The following is a 19677-nucleotide window of genomic DNA, read 5'->3' on the forward strand; positions in this document are numbered from 1 at the left end:
GTGACCGGCCCGAACTCCCGCCCGCCCCGCCGCTCCACCCTGCTGCGCGCCACCACGGCGGTGGGCGCGGCCGTTCCGCTCTGCCTGGCGGGCTGGTTGGGCTGGCAGTCCCTCGGCCACTCCGCCGCGGTGGGCGGCACCGCCGCACCGGCCACCTCCCCGACCGGAACCACCGCACCGGCCACCTCCCCGACCGGAACCACCACGCCGGAAGCCACCACCCCGACCGGAACCACCACGCCGGAAGCCACCACCCCGGAGGCCACCGCACCGGGAACCACCACGCCGGGAACCCCCGCCCCAGCCCAGACGCCGAACACGCCCGCCCCGTCGGACACCCCGGTCTCCCCCACCGCGCTCACCGGCCGCACCATCGTGCTCGACCCCGGCCACAACCCCGGCAACTCCGCGCACACCGCCGAGATCAACCGCCTGGTCGACATCGGCAACTCCCGCAAGCAGTGCGACACCACCGGCACCGAGACCAACTCCGGCTACACCGAGGCCGAGTACGCCCTGGACGTCTCCCACCGGGCCCGCGCCATCCTGGCCGCCCGCGGCGCGACGGTGGTGCTGGCGCAGGACGGCGACCGCCCGTGGGGCCCCTGCATCGACGAACGCGCCCGGGCCGGCGCCGACGCGCACGCCGACGTGGCGCTGTCGGTGCACGGGGACGGCGGTCCGGCGGGCGGCAGCGGGTTCCACGTGATCCTCCCGGCGAAGGTGGCGGCCGGGAAGGCGGACAACGCGGCGATCGTCGAGCCCTCGCGCCGGCTCGGCCTGCTGCTGCGCGAGCACTTCCGCGCCGCGACGGGCGAGCCGTACGCGGACTACACCGCGAGCGACGGCCTGGACACCCGCTCCGACCTGGGCGGCCTGAACCTGTCCACGGTGCCGAAGGTGTTCATCGAGTGCGGTAACATGCGCAACCCGGTGGACGCCAAACGGATGACGGATCCTCAGTGGCGGCAGCGGGCGGCCCAGGGGATCGCCGACGCGCTGACGGCGTATCTGACCACCCGGTAAGGGAGTTGGGCCGGGGCGGCGGACGGCGTGCGTGCCGCCCGGGTCGCGCCTTTGGCAACGACTTCGCCCCATTCCCGGTCCCGCCGTGCACCGGCGGTGCGGTTGGGCCTAGGCTTCTGGTCCGTTCGGGAGTTTCGGCCGGTCAGCCCGACCGCACGAACCGCCGTCCACGACACGTCAACGAGGGGAACGTTAGTGAATCTGCGCGCTCTCACCAGGGGAGACGCCGCCGTCGCCGGCGCGGCCGTCCTGCTCTTCATCGCCTCCTTCCTGCCCTACTGGACGGTGGACTGCACCGGCCGGTACTGCGGCGACACGTCGCAGAACGCGTGGAGCACCCAGTTGTTCCCCATCCTGCCGTCGATCTACCTGCTCGGCATCGCCGCCGCGGTGCTGATCCTGCTGCACCGCTTCCAGGGCGAGGCCGCGGCCGGGCGCCAGGTGCTCGGCCTGCGGCTGGACCAGTGGGGCATCGCCTTCGCCGTCGTCGCGCTGTGGACGGCGCTGTGGTCGCTGGGCGGCGGCCCGGCCGGCGGCAGCTTCGGGCACGGCTTCGGCGCCTGGCTCGGCCTCATCGCGCTGATCGTGCTGGCCGGTGCGGCCGCGGCCGCACCGCTGGTGCCCGCGCTGAAGGCCCCGCTGGTCGCCGACCGTCCGGCGGCCGTCCCCTACCAGGGCGGCTACCCGGCCCCGGGCCAGCCCGGCCAGCCGGCGCAGCCCGGCCAGTACGGCTACCCGGCCCCGGGCCAGGACCCGAACCAGGCCCCGGCGTACGGCGCCCAGCCCGGTGGCTACGGCTACCCGGCGGCCGGCCAGCCGCAGCCGGTGCAGGCCGGTCAGCCGCAGGACACGGCCGCCGCACCGCAGCCCGTCCCGGCCGCGCAGCCGCAGCCGACCCCGGCCGCCCCGGCGGCCGACTTCGCACCGTTCTGGTTCGCCGTCCCGGCCCCGCGCTCGCTGGCGTCGAAGGACAACCCGGCGGGCGCCCCCGTCGGCGAGCTGGTGCCCGGCACCTGGTACCTGGCGGTCGAGCAGCGCGGCAGCGCGCTGGTCGCCCAGCTGCAGGACGGCACCGTCGGCCTGCTGGCCGACACCTCGGGCATCCAGCGCGGCTGACGCCCCCGCCAGTACGACGAAGGGGTGGGACCGGATCTCTCCGGTCCCACCCCTTCGCGTTGCCCGTACGGGCCTCAACCGTCGTACGGGCCTCAGCCGTCCGTACCGGCATCGGCCACGGCGACGGGCCTCAGCAGCAGTCCTGGACCACCAGCCCGGCGGGCAGCTGCTCCCCGCCGAAGACCGCGACCGTCGCCGGGTCGCCGCCGAGCGCGGCGACCGCGAGCAGCAGTGCGCCGGCCGTCCAGGTGGTGCGCTCCTCCGGCCAGACGGCGTCGTCCTCGAAGACGTACCCGGTCCAGTAGGAGCCGTCCTCGTGCCGCAGGTGCTTCTGGATCCAGCGCAGGATCTCCACGGCGCGGTCGGAGCGGCCGATCGCCCAGAGCGCGAGGGCGAGTTCGGCGCTCTCGCCGCCGGTCACCCACGGGCGGTCGCTGACGCAGCGCACGCCGAGCCCGGGGACGACGAAGCGGTCCCAGTCCCGGTCGATTCGCTCCAGCGCCGCGTCGCCGCGCAGTCCGGTGCCGAGCACCGGGTAGTACCAGTCCATCGAGTAGCGGCCCTTGTCGAGGAACCGCTCGGGGTGGTGGGTGATGGCGTGCCCCAGCCGGCCGGCGGCGAGCTCCCAGTCGGGCTGCGGCTCCTCCAGGTACTCGGCGATGGCCAGCCCGCAGCGCAGCGCGTGCAGCATGCTGGACGAGCCGGTGAGCAGCGCCTCGTCGGTGGCGGTGCCGTCCTCGTCGAGGCGCCAGGCGATCGGGCCGCCGGGCAGCCGCTGGCCGACGATGAAGTCCAGGGCGCGCCGGACGACGGGCCAGATCCAGTCCAGGAAGGCGTCGTCGCCGGCGCTGAGGTGGTGGTGCCAGACGCCGACGGCCACGTAGGCGCAGAAGTTGGTCTCCTTGGCCCGGTCGGTGACGGCGCCGTCGGTGTAGGCGGCGTACCAGGAGCCGTCCGGGTTCTGGGTGGCGGCGAGCCAGCGGTAGGCGGCCTCGGCGGCGGCGTGCTCGCCGGCGGTGTCGAGGGCCATGGCGGCCTCGGTGTGGTCCCACGGGTCGAGGTGGTGGCCGGCGAACCAGGGTATGGCGCCGTCGGGGAGCTGTTCGGCCAGGATGCTGCGGACGGTGCCGGCGGCCTGCTCGGCGTCGAGCACCCCGTCGAGCAGCAGTGCCTCGGGGACGGCGGCGGTCATGCGTCCACGCGCCCGGACTCGGTCCGCCGCGGCTTGGACGCGTAGGCGACGAAGCTCTTGCCGATGACCGGGTTGAGCGCCCGTTCGGCGGCCTTGGTGAGGGTGCTGATCACCGGGGTGCCGACGATGTCCCAGACCAGCAGCTGGTGGTAGGCCTTGACCGGCAGTGCCTTGTCGTTGTTCACGCCGACCGCGCACTTGATCCACCAGTACGGCGAGTGCAGCGCGTGCGCGTGGTGGGTGCCGTAGGGCTCCAGGCCGGCGTCCTTGAGCTTGCCGAGCAGTTCGTCACCCCGGTAGATCCGGATGTGGCCGCCCTCGACCTCGTGGTACTCGTCGGACAGCGTCCAGCAGATCTTCTCGGGCAGCCAGCGCGGCACGGTGACGGCGAGCAGCCCGCCCGGCTTGAGCACCCGGAACATCTCGTTGAGCACGCCCTTGTCGTCCGGTATGTGCTCCATCACCTCGGAGATGATGATCTTGTCGAAGTAGTCGTCCTCGAACGGCAGCGCCAGCGCGTTGCCCTCCATCGCGACCGCCGACGCGCCCTCCGGGGCCTCACCGGCCTGCTCCATCGCGGCGAACCACTTCTGGACCTCGGCGATCTCCTCGGCGTTCTGGTCGAGGGCGATCACGTTGGCGCCGCGGCGGTAGCACTCGAACGCGTGCCGGCCCCCGCCGCAGCCCAGGTCGAGCACCCGGTCGCCGGGGGCGAGCGGGAAGCGCGAGAAATCGACGGTCAGCACTGCAGGGCTCCCATTCCTTTTGCTACCAAGCGGACTTGACGCCGCGTCAGTTCGATCCGCTACCGCTCCGCGCCGGGCGGGCGCCGCGCAGGGCGGCCGGAGCGACTCAGGGCACGTACCGCCAGCCCGGCCCGGAGCGGGCCCGGGCGCCGGCCCCGGTGGCGATCGCCGCCCGGTAGGCGTCGGCGGTCAGCTCGGCGGCCCGCGCCCAGGTGAACCGGGCCAGCACCCGCTCCCGGCCGGCCGCGCCGAGCCGGGCGCGCAGCCGCGGGTCGTCCAGCAGCCGGCCGAGCGCCGCCGCCAGCCGGTCCGGCTCCCCCGGCGGCACGGCCAGGCAGGTCTCCCCGTCCGGCCCGGCCACCTCGGGGATCGCGCCGCCGGTGGTGGCGACCAGCGGGGTGCCGGTGGCCATCGCCTCGGCGGCGGGCAGCGAGAAGCCCTCGTACAGCGACGGCACGCAGGCCACCTCGGCCGAGCGGTAGAGGTCGACCAGCTCCTGGTCGGTCAGGCCGCTGCGGAACTCGATGTGGTCCGCCAGCCCGAAGCGGCGCACCGCCTCCGCCACCGGGCCGTCCTCCTTCTGCGGCTTGCCGACCACCACCAGGTGCGCGGGGCGCTCGGTGCGCACCTTCGCCAGCGCCTCGACCAGGAACACCAGGCCCTTGAGCGGGACGTCCGCGCTGGAGGTGGTGACGATCCGTCCGGGGACGCGGGCGATCTCCTCGGAGGGCGACCAGAGCCGGGTGTCGGCGCCGATCGGCACCACCGAGATCGCGCCCGGCGCGGCGCCCAGGTGCTCGGCGATCTCGCGCTGCGAGGTGCCGGAGACGGTGATCACGTGGTCCAGCCGGGCGGCGACCCGGCGCTGCATCCGGGTGAAGGCGTACCAGCGGCGCAGCGACAGCCGCTTGACCCGGGTGGTGGCCGCGTCCAGCTCCAACTGCCGGTCCACGGTGATCGGGTGATGGATCGTGGTGACCAGCGGGAAGCCGTGCCGGGCCAGGCCGAGCAGGCCGTAGCCGAGCGTCTGGTTGTCGTGCACCACGTCGTAGCGGCCCTTGTGCCGGGCCAGGTACTGGCGGGCGCGCAGCGAGAAGGTCAGCGGCTCGGGGAAGCCGCCGGTGCGCATGGTGGCGAACTCCAGCACGTCCACCGGACTGCGGAACTCGCCGCGGGCGGGCGTGCGGAACGGGTCCTCGGCGCGGTAGAGGTCCAGGCTGGGCAGCTCGACCAGGCGCACCGAGCCGGGGCCGTCGACCTCGTCCAGCACCGGGTACGGCTGGGCACCGATCACGTCCACGTGGTGGCCGAGCCTGGCCAGCTCACGGGAGAGGTGGCGCACGTACACGCCCTGACCGCCGCAGAAGGGGTCCCCGCGGTACGACAGCAGGGCAATCCGCAGCGGCTGCGCGGTCATCCTCGGGCCCTCATCTCTAGCTGCTATTCCTGTGCTGCTGCTGTCTCTGCGTTGGCGACGGCGCTGCCGCCGGTCGCTAAAGTAGATCAGGTTTCAGTGGCTGTGGAACTCGTCATCGACCATGTGAACAATGAGAGACCTCGAAGATACCGGCCCGTAGCTTTCCCTCAGGAGCCAGGGCTGGTGATTCCCGCCACGCCGACCCTGCCGACCTTGTGGAGCACGCCGCCACCCACGCGCCCCGGGAGCACTCCTTGCCGCCGCCGACCACCTCCACGAGCCCCACCACCCCGCCCCCCGCGCAGCCGGGCGAGCCGCCGCTGACCGCCCGCCAGGCCGAACGCCGGCGCCGGATCCTGCGGGCCGCCACCGCCCTGGCCGCCCGCGGCGGGTACGAGGCGGTGCAGATGCGGGAGGTCGCGGAGACCGCGCAGGTCGCCCTCGGCACGCTCTACCGGTACTTCCCGTCCAAGGTGCACCTGCTGGTCGCGGTCATGCTGGAGCAGTTGCAGGGCCTCCAGGAGCACATCCGGCGCCACCCGCCGACCGACCCCGAACCGGCCCCGCGCGTCGCCGACACGCTCACCCGCGCCTTCCACGCGCTCCAGCGCGAACCGCTGCTCGCCGAGGCGATGGTCCGGGCGCTGTCCTTCGCGGACCGCTCCGTCGGCGCCGAGGTGGACCAGGTCAGCACCGCCACCGGCCAGCTCATCCTGGACGCCATCGGCCAGTCCGGGCCACCCAGTGAGAGCCAGCGCGCGGCCGTCCGGGTGATCGAGCACACCTGGCACTCCGCCCTGGTCGCCTGGCTCTCCGGCCGCGCCTCGATCGCCGAGGTCCGGGCCGACCTGCACACCGCGGCCCGGCTGCTCACCCTGCCCTGACCCCGCCCTGACTGGAACCTGTTCCTGCCCGGACAGGAGGGGCCGACCGCCCCCGGCGGTTAAAGTCGACGGACAGCACAACTTCATCCCGTCCCTCCCCCGGGGGAAGCCGGTGCGAATCCGGCGCTGACCCCGCAACCGTGAGCCCGGCCCCCGCGACGGCCCCGGCGAGTCGGACCGCCCGTGGAGGGGCGAGCGGCCAGCCCGGGCCCGCCACGCGCACCGCCCGGCACCGTCGAGGACTACGGAACGGCCCCGCCGGGCCACCACCGCTCACCGAAAGGCACACCTCCACCATGCTCACCGCCGCCCGCCTGGGCGCCGCCGCCCTGTCCGCCGCACTCCTCGCCGGCGCCACCGCCGGACCGGCCCTCGCCGACAGCCCCGCGCCCACCCCCGCCGCCGTCCCCGACGGCCTCTACGGCAAGGGCGACCCGACGTACGACGGCGTCTGGCGGCAGTCCCTCGCGCTCACCGCGCTCGCGGCGGCCAAAACCACCCCGGCCGACTCCGCCGTCGGCTGGCTCACCGGACAGCAGTGCGAGGACGGCGGCTGGCCCTCCTTCCGGGCCGCCGGCGCCGCCTGCGACCCCAAGACCGAGGACAGCAACGCCACCGCCGTCGCCGTCCAGGCCCTCGTCGCCCTCGGCGGGCACCAGGAAGCCGTCGACAAGGGCGTCCAGTGGCTCAAGGCCACCCAGAACGCCGACGGCAGCTGGCCCTACAACCCCGTCAGCCCCGGCGACGCCAACTCCACCGGCCTCGCCGTGAACGCCCTCTTCGCCGCCAAGACCGACCCGGCCGGCGTCGCCAAGGCGGGCAGGAACGCCTTCGACGGGCTCGCCCACTTCCAGCTCGGCTGCGCCGCCCCCGCCGACCAGCGCGGCGCCTTCGCCTACCAGCCCGACCCGTCCTCCGGCACGCTCGCCCCCAACACCCTCGCCAGCGCCCAGGCCTCGCTCGCCGCCGCCGGCGGCCACCTCCCGGTCGCCACCACCGCCCGCACCGACGCCGCCCCCAAGGCCCTCGGCTGCGACTCCGCCGCCACCTCCGCCACGGCTGCTCCGGTCGCGCACGCCGACTCCGGCGAGGCCGCCGGGGCGTACCTCACCGCCCAGCTCGCCGCGGGCGGCAACCACCTCACCCTCACCACCCCCGGCGCCGCCCCCACCCCCGACTACAACGCCACCGCCTGGGCCGCCCTCGGCCTCATCCAGAGCGGCCACCCCCAGCAGGCTGCCGGCGCCGTCGACTGGCTCGCCAAGGAAGGCGCCGGCTGGACCAAGGACGGCACCGACGCCGCCGCCACCGCCAGCCTCCTGCTCGTCGCCCAGGCCGCCCAGCGCGACACCGCCCCGCTGACCGCCCAGCTCACCGCCCTCGGCCCGGCACCCAAGGCCACCGCCAGCCCCGCACCGACGACGGCGGCGTCCAAGAAGGACGGCGGCATCGGCCAGTACTGGCCGATCATCGTCGGCCTCCTCATCGGCCTCGGCGGCGGCCTCCTCCTCAGCCTCCAGCGCAAGCGCGGCCAGAGGCTGTGACACCCCGCCCGGTCCGCCTGGGCCGCAGCTGTGGCCGCCGCGTCCTCGTCCCGCTGCTCGGTGCGGTGCTCCTGCTGGTCGCGGGGGCGCCGGCGGAGGCGGCGACGGGGTACCGGTACTGGTCGTTCTGGCGTGGCACCGGCGACGGGTGGCTGTACCAGCAGCAGGGGCCGGCCGTCGCCGTGCCACCGGACGGGGCCGTCGACGGGTGGCGGTTCGCGGTGAGTCCGGACGGCGGGCAGCAGGCCGCGCAGCCCCGGGCGGCGGGCGACTTCGCCGCCCTCTGCGCGGACACGCCCACGCAGGCGGGCCGTAAGCGGGTCGCCGTCGTGCTGGACTTCGGCACCGCCGCCGACTCCGGCTCGGGCTCGGGTTCCGACTCGGACTCGGGTTCCGGTTCCAGTTCCGCTTCCGGTTCCAGTTCCGGTTCCGGTTCCGGTTCCGGTTCCGCCGAGGCTCCGCCCGAGCAGCGGAGCGCGTGCGCCAGCGTCGTCTCGAACGCCACCTCGGCCGAGGTGCTGGCCGCCGTCGCCCCGCCGCTGCGCTACGACGCCAACGGCCTGCTCTGCGCCATCGCGGGCTTCCCGAAGGCCGGGTGCGCCGACCAGCTCGGGTCGGCGGCCAAGCCGGCCGGCCCGTCCGGCGGCGGCTCGGACTCCGGCCCGGACGTCGGCCTGATCGCCGGTGGCGCGCTGATCGCCGTGCTGGCCGGCGGTGCCGTCTGGCAGGCGCGCCGCCGCCGCACCTCCTGACGCCGCCTTCCCCCTTCCCATACCCCTCCGGACCCCTCCACCTGGACTGACCCATGAGCACCGCCCGCGCCACCCGCCCGCCCACCGGACCCCGGCAACTGCACCCCGGGGCCTGGTGGTTGTGGGCGCTCGGGCTGGGCGCGGCGGCGACCCGCACCACCAATCCGGTGCTCCTGCTGCTGCTCGCCGCCGTCGCCGGGTACGTGGTCGCGGCCCGCCGTGGCGACGCGCCCTGGTCGCGTTCGTACGGCGCGTTCCTGCGGCTGGGCCTGCTGGTGCTGGGCATCCGGCTGGTGTTCGCGGTGCTGCTCGGCTCGCCCGTCCCGGGCACGCACGTGCTGTTCACGCTGCCCGAAGTGCCGCTTCCCACCTGGGCGCAGGGAGTGCGGATCGGCGGCCGGGTGACCGTGGAGGGCCTGCTCGCGGCGCTGTACGACGGGCTGCGCCTGGCCACCCTGCTGGTCTGCGTGGGCGCCGCGAACGCGCTGGCCAGCCCGGCCCGCCTGCTGCGCGCCCTGCCCGGCGCGCTGTACGAGGCGGGCGTGGCGGTGGTGGTGGCGATGACCTTCGCGCCGAACCTGGTCGCGGACGTCCGCCGGCTGCGGGCGGCCCGCCGCCTGCGCGGCCGCACCGACCGGGGGATCGCCGCCGTGCTGAGCGTCGGACTGCCCGTCCTGGAGGGCGCGTTGGAGCGTTCGGTGGCGCTGGCCGCGGCGATGGACACCCGCGGCTTCGGCCGCACCGCGGACGTCCCGCGCCGGCTCGCCCGGGCGACGGCCGCGCTCACCCTGGCCGGCCTGCTCGGAATCTGCCTGGCCGCGTACGGGCTGCTGACCGCCGGCGGCGCGGGCTGGGCGCCACCGGTGCTGCTACTGGGCCTGGCCGCCGCCTTCGCCGGGCTGCTACTGGGCAGCCGACGATCCGTCAGAACCCGCTACCGGCCCGACCCTTGGGCACTGCCCGAGTGGCTGACCGCCGGTTCGGGAGCCGCCGTCGCCGGGTTGACCATCTACCTGTCCACGCGCGACCCGGCCGCCTTCGCGCCCACCGTCGTCCCGCCGACCGTCCCCGCGCTGCCGCTGGCCGCCGTACTGGCCGTACTGCTCGGCCTGGTACCGGCGTACGCCGCCCCGACCCCGCCCCGGAGGGCTTCGTGATCACCTTCGAGCAGGTCTCCGTCCGGTACGCGGACGCCGCCGCCCCCGCCGTCGCGGACGTCGACCTGACCGTCCCCGAAGGCGAACTCTGCCTGCTGGTGGGCCCGTCGGGCTCCGGCAAGTCCACCCTGCTGGGCGCGGTGAGCGGGCTCGTCCCGCACTTCACCGGCGGCACCCTGCACGGCCGGGTCACGGTCGGCGGCCGGGACACCCGCGAACACCGGCCGCGCGAACTCGCCGACCTGGTGGGCACGGTGGGCCAGGACCCGCTGGCGCACTTCGTCACCGACACCGTCGAGGACGAACTCGCCTACGGCATGGAGTCCCTGGGCCTGCCCGCCGACGTGATGCGACGCCGGGTCGAGGAGACCCTCGACCTGCTCGGCCTCGCCGACCTGCGCGACCGCGCCCTCACCTCCCTCTCCGGCGGCCAGCAGCAGCGCGTCGCGATCGGCTCGGTGCTCACCGTGCACCCGCGCGTCCTGGTCCTCGACGAGCCCACCTCGGCGCTGGACCCGGGCGCCGCCGAGGAGGTGCTGGCCGTCCTCCAGCGGCTCGTGCACGACCTCGGCACCACCGTGCTGATGGCCGAGCACCGGCTGGAGCGCGTCGTCCAGTACGCCGACCAGGTGCTGCTGCTCACCCCGGGCGCCCCACCCGTCCTCGGCGAGCCCGCCGAGGTGATGGCGCACTCGCCGGTGCACCCGCCGGTGGTCGGCCTCGGACGGCTCGCCGGCTGGCGGCCGCTGCCGCTGTCCGTCCGCGACGCCCGCCGCAAGGCCGCCGGGCTGCGCTCCCGGCTGGACGGCCTGCACCCGAGCACGGCCCCTGCGGCTCCGACCTCCGCCCCTGCTCCGACCGCCGCCCCTGCTTCGACCGCCGCCCCGACCGCCGCCGCGGAGCGCCTCGCCGTCCGGCGCGGCCCCGTCCAGGCCCTGCGCGGCGTCGACCTGGCGCTGCACCCCGGCGAGATCACCGCCCTGATGGGCCGCAACGGCGCCGGCAAGTCCACCCTGCTGGGCAGCCTGGTCGGCCTGCACGCCCCCGCCTCCGGCCGGGTGACGGTCGGCGGCCGCACCCCGCACCGCACCCGCCCGGCCGAACTGATCCGCCAGGTCGGCCTCGTCCCGCAGGACCCGCGCGACCTCCTCTACGGCGAGAGCGTCACCGCCGAATGCGCCGCCGCCGACACCGACGCGGACGCCACCCCCGGCACCTGCCGCGCCCTGGTCGAACGACTGCTGCCCGGCATCGCCGACACCGCCCACCCGCGCGACCTCTCCGAAGGCCAGCGGCTCACCCTCGCGCTCGCCGTCGTACTCACCGCCCGGCCCCCGCTGCTGCTGCTCGACGAGCCGACCCGCGGCCTCGACTACGCCGCCAAGGCCCGGCTGGTGGAGATCCTGCGCGACCTCGCGACGGAAGGCCACGCCGTCCTGCTGGCCACCCACGACGTCGAACTCGCCGCCGAACTCGCCCACCGCACCGTGATCCTGGCCGAGGGCGAGATCGTCGCCGACGGCCCGACGGCCGACGTCGTCGTCTCCTCCCCCGCGTTCGCCCCGCAGGTCGCCAAGGTGCTGGCCCCCGGCCCGTGGCTCACCGTCCGCCAGGTAGCGGAGGCGCTGAGCGCATGAGCCGCCCTGTTCCTTCCGGCGTTCCTGCTGGTCGCCCCGTCCCGCTCGGCCGCCGATCCGTAACGGCCCTGCTCCTGACCTCCCTCGTCGGCGTGACGGCCTTCGGCTGGCCGCTGCTCGCCTCCACCAAGTCCGCCCTGGTCGGCCACGCCACCGACGCCCCCTGGCTGTTCGCCCTGCTACTGCCGATGCTCCTCGCCGTCGTCATCGCCCAGATCTCCGAGGGCCGCACGGCGGGCGGCGGCGCGCCCGGCCTGGACGCCAAGTCCGTGGCCCTGCTCGGGGTGCTGGCCGCGGCGGGCGCGGCACTGCGGCCGCTCGGCGCGGGCACGGCGGGGCTGGAGCCCATGTTCTTCCTCATGGTGCTGTCCGGCCGGGTGCTCGGGCCGGGCTTCGGCTTCGTCCTCGGTTCGCTGTCGATGTTCGCGTCCGCGCTGCTCACCGGCGGCGTCGGGCCCTGGCTGCCGTTCCAGATGCTCGCCATGGGCTGGGTCTGCCTCGGCGCCGGCCTGCTCCCGGGCTCCGCCCGCCTGCGCGGCCGGCGCGAACTCTGGCTGCTCGCGGGCTACGGCGCGCTGGCCTCCGTCCTCTACGGCACGATCATGAACCTCCAGGGCTGGCCGTACATCGCCGGGCTCTCCGGCTCCATCTCCTTCGTCCCCGGCGACCCGCTGCCCGCCAACCTGGTCCGCTTCGCCGCCTACTGCCTCACCACGTCGCTGGGCTGGGACCTCCCCCGCGCCGCCCTCACCGTCGTCCTCTGCCTCACCCTCGGCACCGCCGTCCTGCGCGCCCTGCGCCGCGCCACCCGCCGGGCCGCCTTCGACGCACCGGTGGCGTTCCAACCGCCGGACTCCCAGCCGCCGAGCGGGTGAACTCCGCTTCCCCACCCCGGGGGCCGACTACGGCAAGGCCCGCGACACCCTCGGAGCCCGGCACTCCCCGCACACCTGCCCGACCCCGGCGACGGGCCGCCCGCACAAGCCGTCCCGCCCAGGGCACTCATGCCGGCGCGGCCCGCCGCTTGCCCTCGGAGTCAACGGGGCCAACGGGGTCAACGGAACGGGCGGCACCTTCGCCAACCTCCCCGCCAACACCGCCCCCACGCTGTGCGTGACCCTCTCCGGCAAGGGCGCGGCCAGAATCCCCGCCAGCGCCTCCCCGCTCCACCCGCCCGCGAGCAACCCCTCCACCCGCGCGGCCTGATCGCACAGCGGCTTGCCCGCCAGCGCCATCCTGGGGTCCCTGCGCCCGAGTTCGAGCAGCAGCACCATGCCCGCCGTCAACTTCTCGGACGGAGGGACGGAAGGAACTTCCGCTTCCTTCACCCTCACCTTTCCGGAAGGGTTTCCCGCCTTCCCGGCGCACGCCACCCCAGCTCCGGGCCCACCGGCGGCCGGGGACGCGGGAAGCGGCGGCAGGGCGTGAACCGCCTTGCCCGTCACCGGCACTTCGTGCACCGAGACGATCGTCCGCACCTGCCCCGTCACCGGATCCCGCTGCGTCCGCCGCACGTAGTGCCCGGCCGCCTCCAGCTCACGGAGCGCCCGCGCCACCGTCGCCCGGCCCTCGACGCTCTTCGCCGCCAGCGTCCGGATGTCTTCCCGCGCACCGTCCGGCAGGCTGAGCAGGTAGCTGAGCAGCCCACGCGCCGCCCAACTCAGTGAGTGCTTCCGGACGACGTGGCCGTTGTCGAGGATCGTGTACCCGGGCGAGTGCTTCGGGATACGATGAATGTGCATTCGGGAGCCTTTCACTCCTAGTGCCATTCCCCGGGGTGTTCCTGCACCGCCGGGGCTCACTTTTGCCGCGCATAGGCCGTCCCTCCGAACGCCCGCGCCGACACAATGATCACCGTAATGTGCTAACCAAGCGTCAAACTCCCCACCACATCACCCAAACGGGCGGCGCAAACGCGCACCCCCCAGCGCACCCCAGCCTCACAAGCCCGGGGCGCACTTCCCAGCCACTGCCATCAGCCGATCACACAGCCCGGGCCATCCAGCCACACCCGGTGCTCACCCGCGACGGTGTCGGCGCATTGCCCACAGTCGCCGACCGGGCCCGAAGCGGTGCCGCGATCCGCCTCCATCAGTTCCACCGGGACGCCCAATTCGCCCCACGCACACGGGCTTCCAGGTGCTCACGCCGCGCCGCCGGGTCCCAGCGGATGCCGTACCCGTGTGTCGCGGCCGGATCCAACTCCCGCACCGCCTGCCGCGACAGCCTGGCCGCCCTCGACTCAGCAATCGTCTCCGGCATGATGCCGGAGCGGCACTGCATGCTGCCCGGCCCCTGCTGCACCGACCCATCCCCGTTCCCGAGCGACGGGCCGCGCTCTGGGTGGATTCCGCGCGGGCGTACAGCCAACAAGGCAGACTGGCCGAGGGATACAAAGCGCTCAGAATCGCGGAGAGCTGTGCGCCGGAAGACATCCGTCGGCGCCCCAGCGTGCTGGGGTTGGTTGGCGACATGGCCGCCCGTGACCGTCACGGCGCTGTCCCGGAACTTCGCCACTTCTGCCAGGAATTGGGAGTCCAGGGTTGACCGACCAACGCGAGCCGTTCCTCTACGTCGTCGTCTGCGCCTCGGGCATCGCGGACGACGTCGGCACCTTGATCAGCGCCGCCCACGCCGAAGGCTGGAAGGTCGGCGTCATCGCCACCCCCCATGGGCTCGGGTTCATCGACCCGGAAACCGTCGAGCGCCAGACCGGCTACCCGATCCGCTCGGCTTGGCGCACCCCCGCAATCCCCCAGCCGCTTCCCCCGGCGGACGCCATCGCCGTGGCGCCCGCCACGTTCAACACCGTCAACAAGTGGGCCGCCGGGATATCCGACACCCTCGCGCTCGGCATCCTCTGCGAGGCGTACGGGCTCGGCATCCCCACTGCCGTTCAGCCCTACGTCAACTCGGCCCAAGCAGCCCATCCCGCGTACGGCGAGAGCCTGGAACGACTCCGCTCGATGGGCGTCCTGATCGGCGACTACATCCCCCACAAGCCGAAGTCCGGCGGAGGCCGCGACAAGTACAACTGGACCCACGTCCTCGACCTGCTTCGCCCCGTCCTGACCTCGATCACAGACCAGAACTCACAGCGTGCACCCCGGGACCAAGGCCCGGGGCGCACAGGCCAGAGCTGAGACACCTGAAACGCGCGGCGCCCGCCCCGGCCGGGCCCGAGCTCCCCGGAGTGCGCCCGGCCTCCCTTCGAGAGCGAGCCCCGTCCTCGCGGGCCCGCGCAGCAGAGCGCCCGCAGCAGGACAACTCCGGTGGACGCCATCGCTCATGCAGGGAAGCGAAGTTGACGACGGCCGCGCGGCGACTCGTGCGTCATCGGTCAATTCCGGCAGCCCTCTATGCGGCCATCCCGATCGACTCGGCGAGTCGACGCCCGGCCTCCTGGACCGGCGAACGGCCATCAATCAACCCTCGGACCATGGCCCGTGTCTCCTCGTTCCACCGGGCCGTCTCAGGCGCGACCGCAACGGCGTCCGTGAGCAGTTCCACCACGGACACCGATTCCCCGCGAAGGGCGTGTGCCCGCGCGACCTCGATCAGATGGCGGCCACGGCGCGGAATCGCCGTGACCTCGGCCACCGGCAACCGCCGGGCCCACCGAAGCGCGGTGCCGGTCTGGCGAAGCTCGACCGCCACAGTGACCGAGTGCAGCCCAACCGCCTGACGGGAGACCGAAGTCGGGGCGCTCCAGAAGCCTGCGGGAAGGCGCTCGGCAACGGCTGCCGCACGGTCGATCCAGCCCCAAGCCTCACCGGCCTCACCGGCGACCGCATGCGTGATGGCCGCATGGAATGCCATGTCCGCCCACGCCGAGGCCAGTTCCGGCGAATCCCCGCGGACGGGGCCGAGCAGGCGAAGAGCTTCCTCGGTCAGTGACTGGGCGCTGTCCCACTGCCCGGACTTCCGGAACGCCTCCACCAGGAACCAGCACGCCTGCGCGATCGCCCTCCGGTCGTCCGATGCCCGCGCGGTCGCCAGCGCCCGTTCGGCGACCCGCCAGACCAGATTGCCGTCCCCTTGGAAGGCCGCATACATCTGCGTCAGGTTCAGTGCGCCGGCGTACATCACCTCCGCCCGACGCCGATCGGCGCAGTCCTGATGCGCAACTGCCCGGGAAGCTGCCGACACGAGCGCCGGCAGCAACTCCGCCAAGGCGGTCCGGTGGTCGCCTCTGGTCATCCTGGTCCGCCAGGCGTTCGCCAGCTGAACCTCGATGTGGTCGAGGTTGGGTACCGGCCCACCGGCCGACCCGAGCTGCGCACCGTCAACCGCCCGCCGGACGGAGTCCAGTGCCGCGTGTTCCACACCCGAGTACAGCGCACTGGGCATGCTGACGTCGCCCGTCAGCAACGAGAGATCATCGACCCCCAAGTGCTGAGCGATGCGCATGAGCATCGGCAGGCGCGGCGGCAGCAACGCCCCGTTCTCCACCTGCTTCAGCCAACTCGGCGACCGCCCCAGCAGCGCGGCCAACACCGGACGGGACTTCCCGGCGCGCTCCCGGTAGTACTGGATGCGCCGGCCTACGGGCAGAGCGGGATCCACAGCCATGCCATCAGCGTAGGGCCGCCGGGTCGACCAAGGCAGCCGGAGAACGGAATTGGGCACGCCCCGGATCCAGCTGCCCAGGGGAGTCGGTCACGGCGACTACAGTCTCGCCGTGACCGACTCCCCGCACGAAGCCCTGGCCCGGCCGCGCACCGCCGCCGGTGTGCTGTTCTTCGACGAGGAGAACCGCATCCTCCTCGTGAAGCCGACCTACAAGCCCGGTTGGGAGATCCCTGGCGGCTACCTGCATGAGGGCGAGACCCCGAGCGAGGGCGCGGCCCGGGAAGTCAGGGAAGAACTCGGCATCACACCGCCGATCGGCCGCCTGCTCGTCGCCGACTGGGCACCCCACCCCGCCGAGGGCGACAAGCTCCTCTTCGTCTTCGACGGAGGGGTTCTCCCGACCGCCGAACTCGACCGCATCACCGTCGACCAGGTCGAGATCGGCGAACACTCCTTTCACCACGTCGACCGGCTCGACGGGCTCCTCATCCCCCGGCTCGCCCGCCGAGTCCGCGCCGCATACGCCGCCCGGACACAGGGCGAGACCGCGTACCTTGAGCACGGCACGCCGCACGCATAAACCAAGGGCCTCTGCGGCAACACCTTTCAAGAGGCACCGAGCCGTCGCGACTCGATACGGCAAGCTTGCTGTCCGCCACGAAGTGACCGCACCGATCGCAACCATCGACGAGTGGCCACGACCGGCTCGGTCATCGTTCGACGCCCGGCTCGTACAAAGGCAGGAAGTGGATGACCGGTTCCTCATACGGATGAGCCGCGCGCACTGCTCGCAGCACCGCCTCGGCCTGCTCGGCATCGCAGACGGATTCGACCCTGCTCTCCTCGCCCTGCTGCACTTCGCCCACTTCACCGTCGTAGGGCCGAGAACCAGGCAAGGGCCTCCATGTTCCCGTGACCCGCCAGGTGCTGGCGCACCGGGCGTAGTCGCCGACCCGCCCCGCGCCGGCCGCTTGGAGAGCATCGATCACCTTCTCGACATGACTCTCCGGGACAGATATCTCGATCTTCAAACGCGCCATCCCCGGACCCTAACAACCAGCGCCGGCCCACACTTTCGCGACAAGCTCTGGATCCCGGAACCCAGCCGGCCCGCGAGGCGGCAGCTCCGCGCCGCCCCCGAGATCGCGCAGTGTCTACTCGGCCGTGGACGTGCGCCATGAGGGCGGCCTCACCCCGACCGACCCGTCTCGCGACCCTCCATGTGATCCTCCGCACCGGCCGATCTTCGGCCGAACCCCACCCCCCGTCACCGCAACGATCGCCAACGTTACGTACTGTTCTGAAAGGCGAGTTGACGATGAGTCAGCTCGTCGAACGCAGGACGCCTAGCGACATACGAGGAGAGGGCCCGACATGTCCCGACCAGCACACATCGCCATGGTGAACATCCCGGCGCACGGCCACGTCAACCCCAGCCTGGAGGTGGTGCGGGAGCTCGTCGCCCGCGGCCATCGGGTCAGCTATGTCAACGACCCGTCGTTCGCCGAGCAGATCGAGTCCACCGGCGCCCGACTCGTGCCCCACGACACGACCCTGTCGATCGTCAAGGGCGGGGTCGACCCCAACATCGGGGCCGGCGTGCACACCATGATCTTCGAGGAGGCGCAGGCGATGCTGCCGCGCCTGCGCGAGGCCTTCCACGACGACCGGCCCGACCTCGTCCTGTACGACTTCATGGCGTACGCGGGCCGGGCGCTGGCCGACGGCTGGGGCGTGCCGTCCATGCTGATCTCGCCGTCAATGATCATCCGGGAGGACTCCCACCTGGCGCGCTTCGAGATGGCGCGGGAGGCCTTGGAGGCGGACAAGATCCCGGAGCGGTTCGCGCAGTGGCTCGCCGACAACGGCGTGCCGGCGGGCGACCCGTTCGGGTACATGCTGCGCCCGGATCGCGGGCTGGCGCTCATCCCGCAGGTGCTCCAGCCCGAGATCGAGCTGGTCGATCCCCAGATCTTCTCCTTCGCCGGGCCCTGCCTCGGCGCCCGCGAGCACCAGGGCGGCTGGACCCGTCCGGAGGGCGCGCAGAAGGTGCTGCTGGTCTCGCTCGGCTCCACCTTCACCCACCAGCCCGACTTCTACCGCGCGTGCCTGGAGGCCTTCGGCGACCTGCCCGGCTGGCACGTCGTGCTCCAGGTCGGCCAGGCAACCGACCCGGCCGAACTGGGTACGATCCCGGCCAACATCGAAGTGCACCAGTGGGTGCCGCAGTTCGCCGTACTCCAGCAGGCCGACGCATTCGTGACCCACGCCGGAATGGGCGGGTGCAGCGAGGGCCTGTACTGCGGGCTGCCGATGGTCGCGGTGCCGCAGGCCGCCGACCAGTTCGACAACGCGGACCGGCTGGTCGAACTCGGCGTCGCCCGCCGACTGGACACCGCGCAGGCCACCCCGGAGGCGCTGCGCTCCGCCGTACTGGAGCTGACCGGCGACCCGGCCGTGGCGTCCCGGCTGGACGAGCTCAGCCGCGAGGTCCGCGCCGGCGGCAGCGCGGCCAGGGCCGCCGACCTGGTCGAGGCCGCCCTCGTCTGAACCACCCGTCCGTCCGCCACCGCCCCAACACCCGGGGCGGTGGCGGACACCCCACCGGCCGTCGCGGCGCGCACCGTCATTCCCTCCTCCCCAGGAGACCCTGTTGACCGAGATCATCCTCATGTCCGACCCACAGGTGGCTGCCCTCCCCATCCAGGACTGCGGCGACCGCCTCCTGGACGTCCGCGAGCACGAGCTCCTCCTGGACGACCGCAAGCGCGACGACGCCGGGGCGTTCGCCCACCTGCGGTCCGGCGTGCTCGACCGGCTCCTCGACGCCCAATCGCACCTCCCGGACGGCCTGCGGCTGCTCTTCGTCGAGGGCTATCGCCCGCCGGCCCTTCAGCGCCGCTACTTCGACGAGTACGCCGCCGAGTTGCGCACCGCACACCCGGACTGGCCGGCCGCACAGCTCCGATCGGCCGCGAGCCGCTACGTCTCCCCGCCCGAGATCGCACCACACAGCGCCGGCGCCGCCGTCGACCTCACCCTGGCCGACGCCGACGGCCACGAACTCGACCTCGGCACCCGGATCAACGCCAGCCCGGAAGAAAGCGCCGGCGCCTGCTACACCGACGCCGCCCACCTCTCCCCCGAAGCCCGCACCAACCGGCAACTCCTCAGCCACACCCTCACCCGCGCCGGCCTCGTCAACTACCCCACCGAGTGGTGGCACTGGTCCTACGGAGACCGCTACTGGGCCCTCACAACCGGCGCACCCGCCGCCCTCTACGGCCCCGAACACCTGTAACCCTCACGCAGCCGCCCTCCTACGCCCGCCGCAAGCTCCGCCCGACCCGCCGACGACATGACGGGCCACCCAGAGCGCCCCGGGGCTCGGAAGCCCCGGGGCGCATCGGTCACTCGGTGAGGCGTCAGGCCTTGGGGCCGGCGGACTGGACGACCTCGAAGGACCAGAGGGTGGAGCCGGAGGCGGCGGGGCGCTTGGGGGCCTGCATCCACGCTTTGAAATCCTCCTCGCTGTGCTGGCGGGTGTAGACGAGGTACTGGTCGGCGCCCTCGACGGGGCAGCACCTCTTCGGATGTATCTTGCGCCGATGGCCGAACACCTGGTTACTCGCGC

At 73.5% G+C, this 19677-nt stretch carries 18 protein-coding genes, 2 pseudogenes and 1 riboswitch; of the genes and pseudogenes, 13 read left to right on the forward strand and 7 right to left on the reverse strand.

Translation table 11 applies throughout. From position 1 onward, the window contains the following. Both A6F73_RS09435 and A6F73_RS09440 read left to right on the forward strand, forming a co-directional pair. Nucleotides 1-1026 (forward strand): N-acetylmuramoyl-L-alanine amidase, encoded by a 1026-nt coding sequence (locus A6F73_RS09435; RefSeq protein ID WP_063347382.1) that lies wholly within the window; start codon nt 1-3, stop codon nt 1024-1026. Between the two features lie 195 nt (nt 1027-1221). After that, complete coding sequence (locus tag A6F73_RS09440) at nt 1222-2142, forward strand: hypothetical protein (RefSeq protein ID WP_063347383.1); 921 nt, start codon at nt 1222-1224, stop codon at nt 2140-2142. Between the two features lie 130 nt (nt 2143-2272). Here A6F73_RS09440 and A6F73_RS09445 read toward each other — a convergent pair whose 3' ends face one another. From A6F73_RS09445 to A6F73_RS09455, 3 genes are all read right to left on the reverse strand, one after another. After that, the gene (locus A6F73_RS09445) at nt 2273-3334 is read right to left on the reverse strand and encodes a hypothetical protein (RefSeq protein ID WP_063347384.1); all 1062 of its coding nucleotides are present in this window, start codon (nt 3332-3334) and stop codon (nt 2273-2275) included. Further along, the gene (locus A6F73_RS09450) at nt 3331-4080 is read right to left on the reverse strand and encodes a class I SAM-dependent methyltransferase (protein WP_063347385.1); all 750 of its coding nucleotides are present in this window, start codon (nt 4078-4080) and stop codon (nt 3331-3333) included. The genes A6F73_RS09445 and A6F73_RS09450 overlap by 4 nt, the downstream gene beginning before the upstream one ends. 106 nt (nt 4081-4186) lie before the next feature. Continuing rightward, nucleotides 4187-5497, reverse strand: coding sequence for a glycosyltransferase family 4 protein (locus tag A6F73_RS09455; RefSeq protein WP_079135554.1), 1311 nt, complete (start codon nt 5495-5497; stop codon nt 4187-4189). Nucleotides 5498-5817: 320 nt separating this feature from the next. Between A6F73_RS09455 and A6F73_RS09460 the strand changes: the two genes are divergently transcribed. From A6F73_RS09460 to A6F73_RS09485, 6 genes are all read left to right on the forward strand, one after another. Continuing rightward, complete coding sequence (locus A6F73_RS09460) at nt 5818-6381, forward strand: TetR family transcriptional regulator (RefSeq protein ID WP_244293606.1); 564 nt, start codon at nt 5818-5820, stop codon at nt 6379-6381. A 103-nt stretch (nt 6382-6484) separates the two neighbouring features. Then, nucleotides 6485-6560, forward strand: a riboswitch (cobalamin riboswitch). Between the two features lie 117 nt (nt 6561-6677). Beyond that, nucleotides 6678-7925 carry a prenyltransferase/squalene oxidase repeat-containing protein gene (locus A6F73_RS09465; protein WP_063347387.1) on the forward strand — a complete coding sequence of 416 codons (1248 nt, stop codon included), beginning with the start codon at nt 6678-6680 and terminating at the stop codon, nt 7923-7925. Next, nucleotides 7922-8677, forward strand: a complete 756-nt coding sequence (locus tag A6F73_RS41375) for an SCO2322 family protein (protein WP_159398412.1) — start codon at nt 7922-7924, stop codon at nt 8675-8677. The genes A6F73_RS09465 and A6F73_RS41375 overlap by 4 nt, the downstream gene beginning before the upstream one ends. Before the next feature lie 53 nt (nt 8678-8730). Beyond that, entirely contained in the window at nt 8731-9834 is a 1104-nt protein-coding gene (locus A6F73_RS09475) for a CbiQ family ECF transporter T component (RefSeq protein WP_063347388.1), read from the forward strand. Further along, entirely contained in the window at nt 9831-11471 is a 1641-nt protein-coding gene (locus A6F73_RS09480; protein WP_063347389.1) for an ABC transporter ATP-binding protein, read from the forward strand. Before A6F73_RS09475 ends, A6F73_RS09480 begins: the two co-directional genes overlap by 4 nt. Next, nucleotides 11468-12346, forward strand: a complete 879-nt coding sequence (locus tag A6F73_RS09485; protein ID WP_063347390.1) for an ECF transporter S component — start codon at nt 11468-11470, stop codon at nt 12344-12346. The genes A6F73_RS09480 and A6F73_RS09485 overlap by 4 nt, the downstream gene beginning before the upstream one ends. A 27-nt stretch (nt 12347-12373) precedes the next feature. On the opposite strand, the gene A6F73_RS09490 is transcribed toward A6F73_RS09485, so the two are convergent. After that, complete coding sequence (locus A6F73_RS09490) at nt 12374-13213, reverse strand: helix-turn-helix domain-containing protein (RefSeq protein ID WP_063347391.1); 840 nt, start codon at nt 13211-13213, stop codon at nt 12374-12376. Between the two features lie 520 nt (nt 13214-13733). On the opposite strand from A6F73_RS09490, the pseudogene A6F73_RS42980 reads away from it, so the two are divergent. Together A6F73_RS42980 and A6F73_RS09500 are read left to right on the forward strand one after the other, a co-directional pair. After that, nucleotides 13734-14018, forward strand: a pseudogene (locus A6F73_RS42980) (transcriptional regulator); the annotation flags it as partial. Further along, entirely contained in the window at nt 14015-14614 is a 600-nt protein-coding gene (locus A6F73_RS09500; protein WP_063347393.1) for a flavoprotein, read from the forward strand. The pseudogene A6F73_RS42980 and the gene A6F73_RS09500, both read left to right, overlap by 4 nt. 214 nt (nt 14615-14828) lie before the next feature. On the opposite strand, the gene A6F73_RS09505 is transcribed toward A6F73_RS09500, so the two are convergent. Further along, nucleotides 14829-16043 (reverse strand): helix-turn-helix domain-containing protein, encoded by a 1215-nt coding sequence (locus A6F73_RS09505; protein WP_063347394.1) that lies wholly within the window; start codon nt 16041-16043, stop codon nt 14829-14831. A gap of 109 nt (nt 16044-16152) precedes the next feature. Here A6F73_RS09505 and A6F73_RS09510 point away from each other — a divergent pair, with 109 nt between their 5' ends. Further along, nucleotides 16153-16623: an NUDIX hydrolase gene (locus tag A6F73_RS09510; RefSeq protein ID WP_063351070.1), complete on the forward strand. Its 471-nt coding sequence runs from the start codon at nt 16153-16155 to the stop codon at nt 16621-16623. A gap of 130 nt (nt 16624-16753) precedes the next feature. Here A6F73_RS09510 and A6F73_RS09515 read toward each other — a convergent pair whose 3' ends face one another. Beyond that, nucleotides 16754-17083: a hypothetical protein gene (locus tag A6F73_RS09515; protein ID WP_063347395.1), complete on the reverse strand. Its 330-nt coding sequence runs from the start codon at nt 17081-17083 to the stop codon at nt 16754-16756. A 334-nt stretch (nt 17084-17417) separates the two neighbouring features. Here A6F73_RS09515 and A6F73_RS09520 point away from each other — a divergent pair, with 334 nt between their 5' ends. Beyond that, nucleotides 17418-18593 (forward strand): macrolide family glycosyltransferase, encoded by a 1176-nt coding sequence (locus A6F73_RS09520; RefSeq protein ID WP_063347396.1) that lies wholly within the window; start codon nt 17418-17420, stop codon nt 18591-18593. 103 nt (nt 18594-18696) lie between these two features. Beyond that, nucleotides 18697-19344, forward strand: a complete 648-nt coding sequence (locus A6F73_RS09525; RefSeq protein WP_063347397.1) for a M15 family metallopeptidase — start codon at nt 18697-18699, stop codon at nt 19342-19344. A gap of 124 nt (nt 19345-19468) precedes the next feature. Here A6F73_RS09525 and A6F73_RS42985 read toward each other — a convergent pair. Continuing rightward, nucleotides 19469-19621, reverse strand: a pseudogene (locus A6F73_RS42985) (antibiotic biosynthesis monooxygenase); the annotation flags it as partial. Nucleotides 19622-19677: the final 56 nt, after the last annotated feature.

Source organism: Streptomyces sp. MJM8645 (genome assembly GCF_001625365.1).
In the GTDB taxonomy this organism is placed as follows: Bacteria; Actinomycetota; Actinomycetes; order Streptomycetales; family Streptomycetaceae; genus Kitasatospora.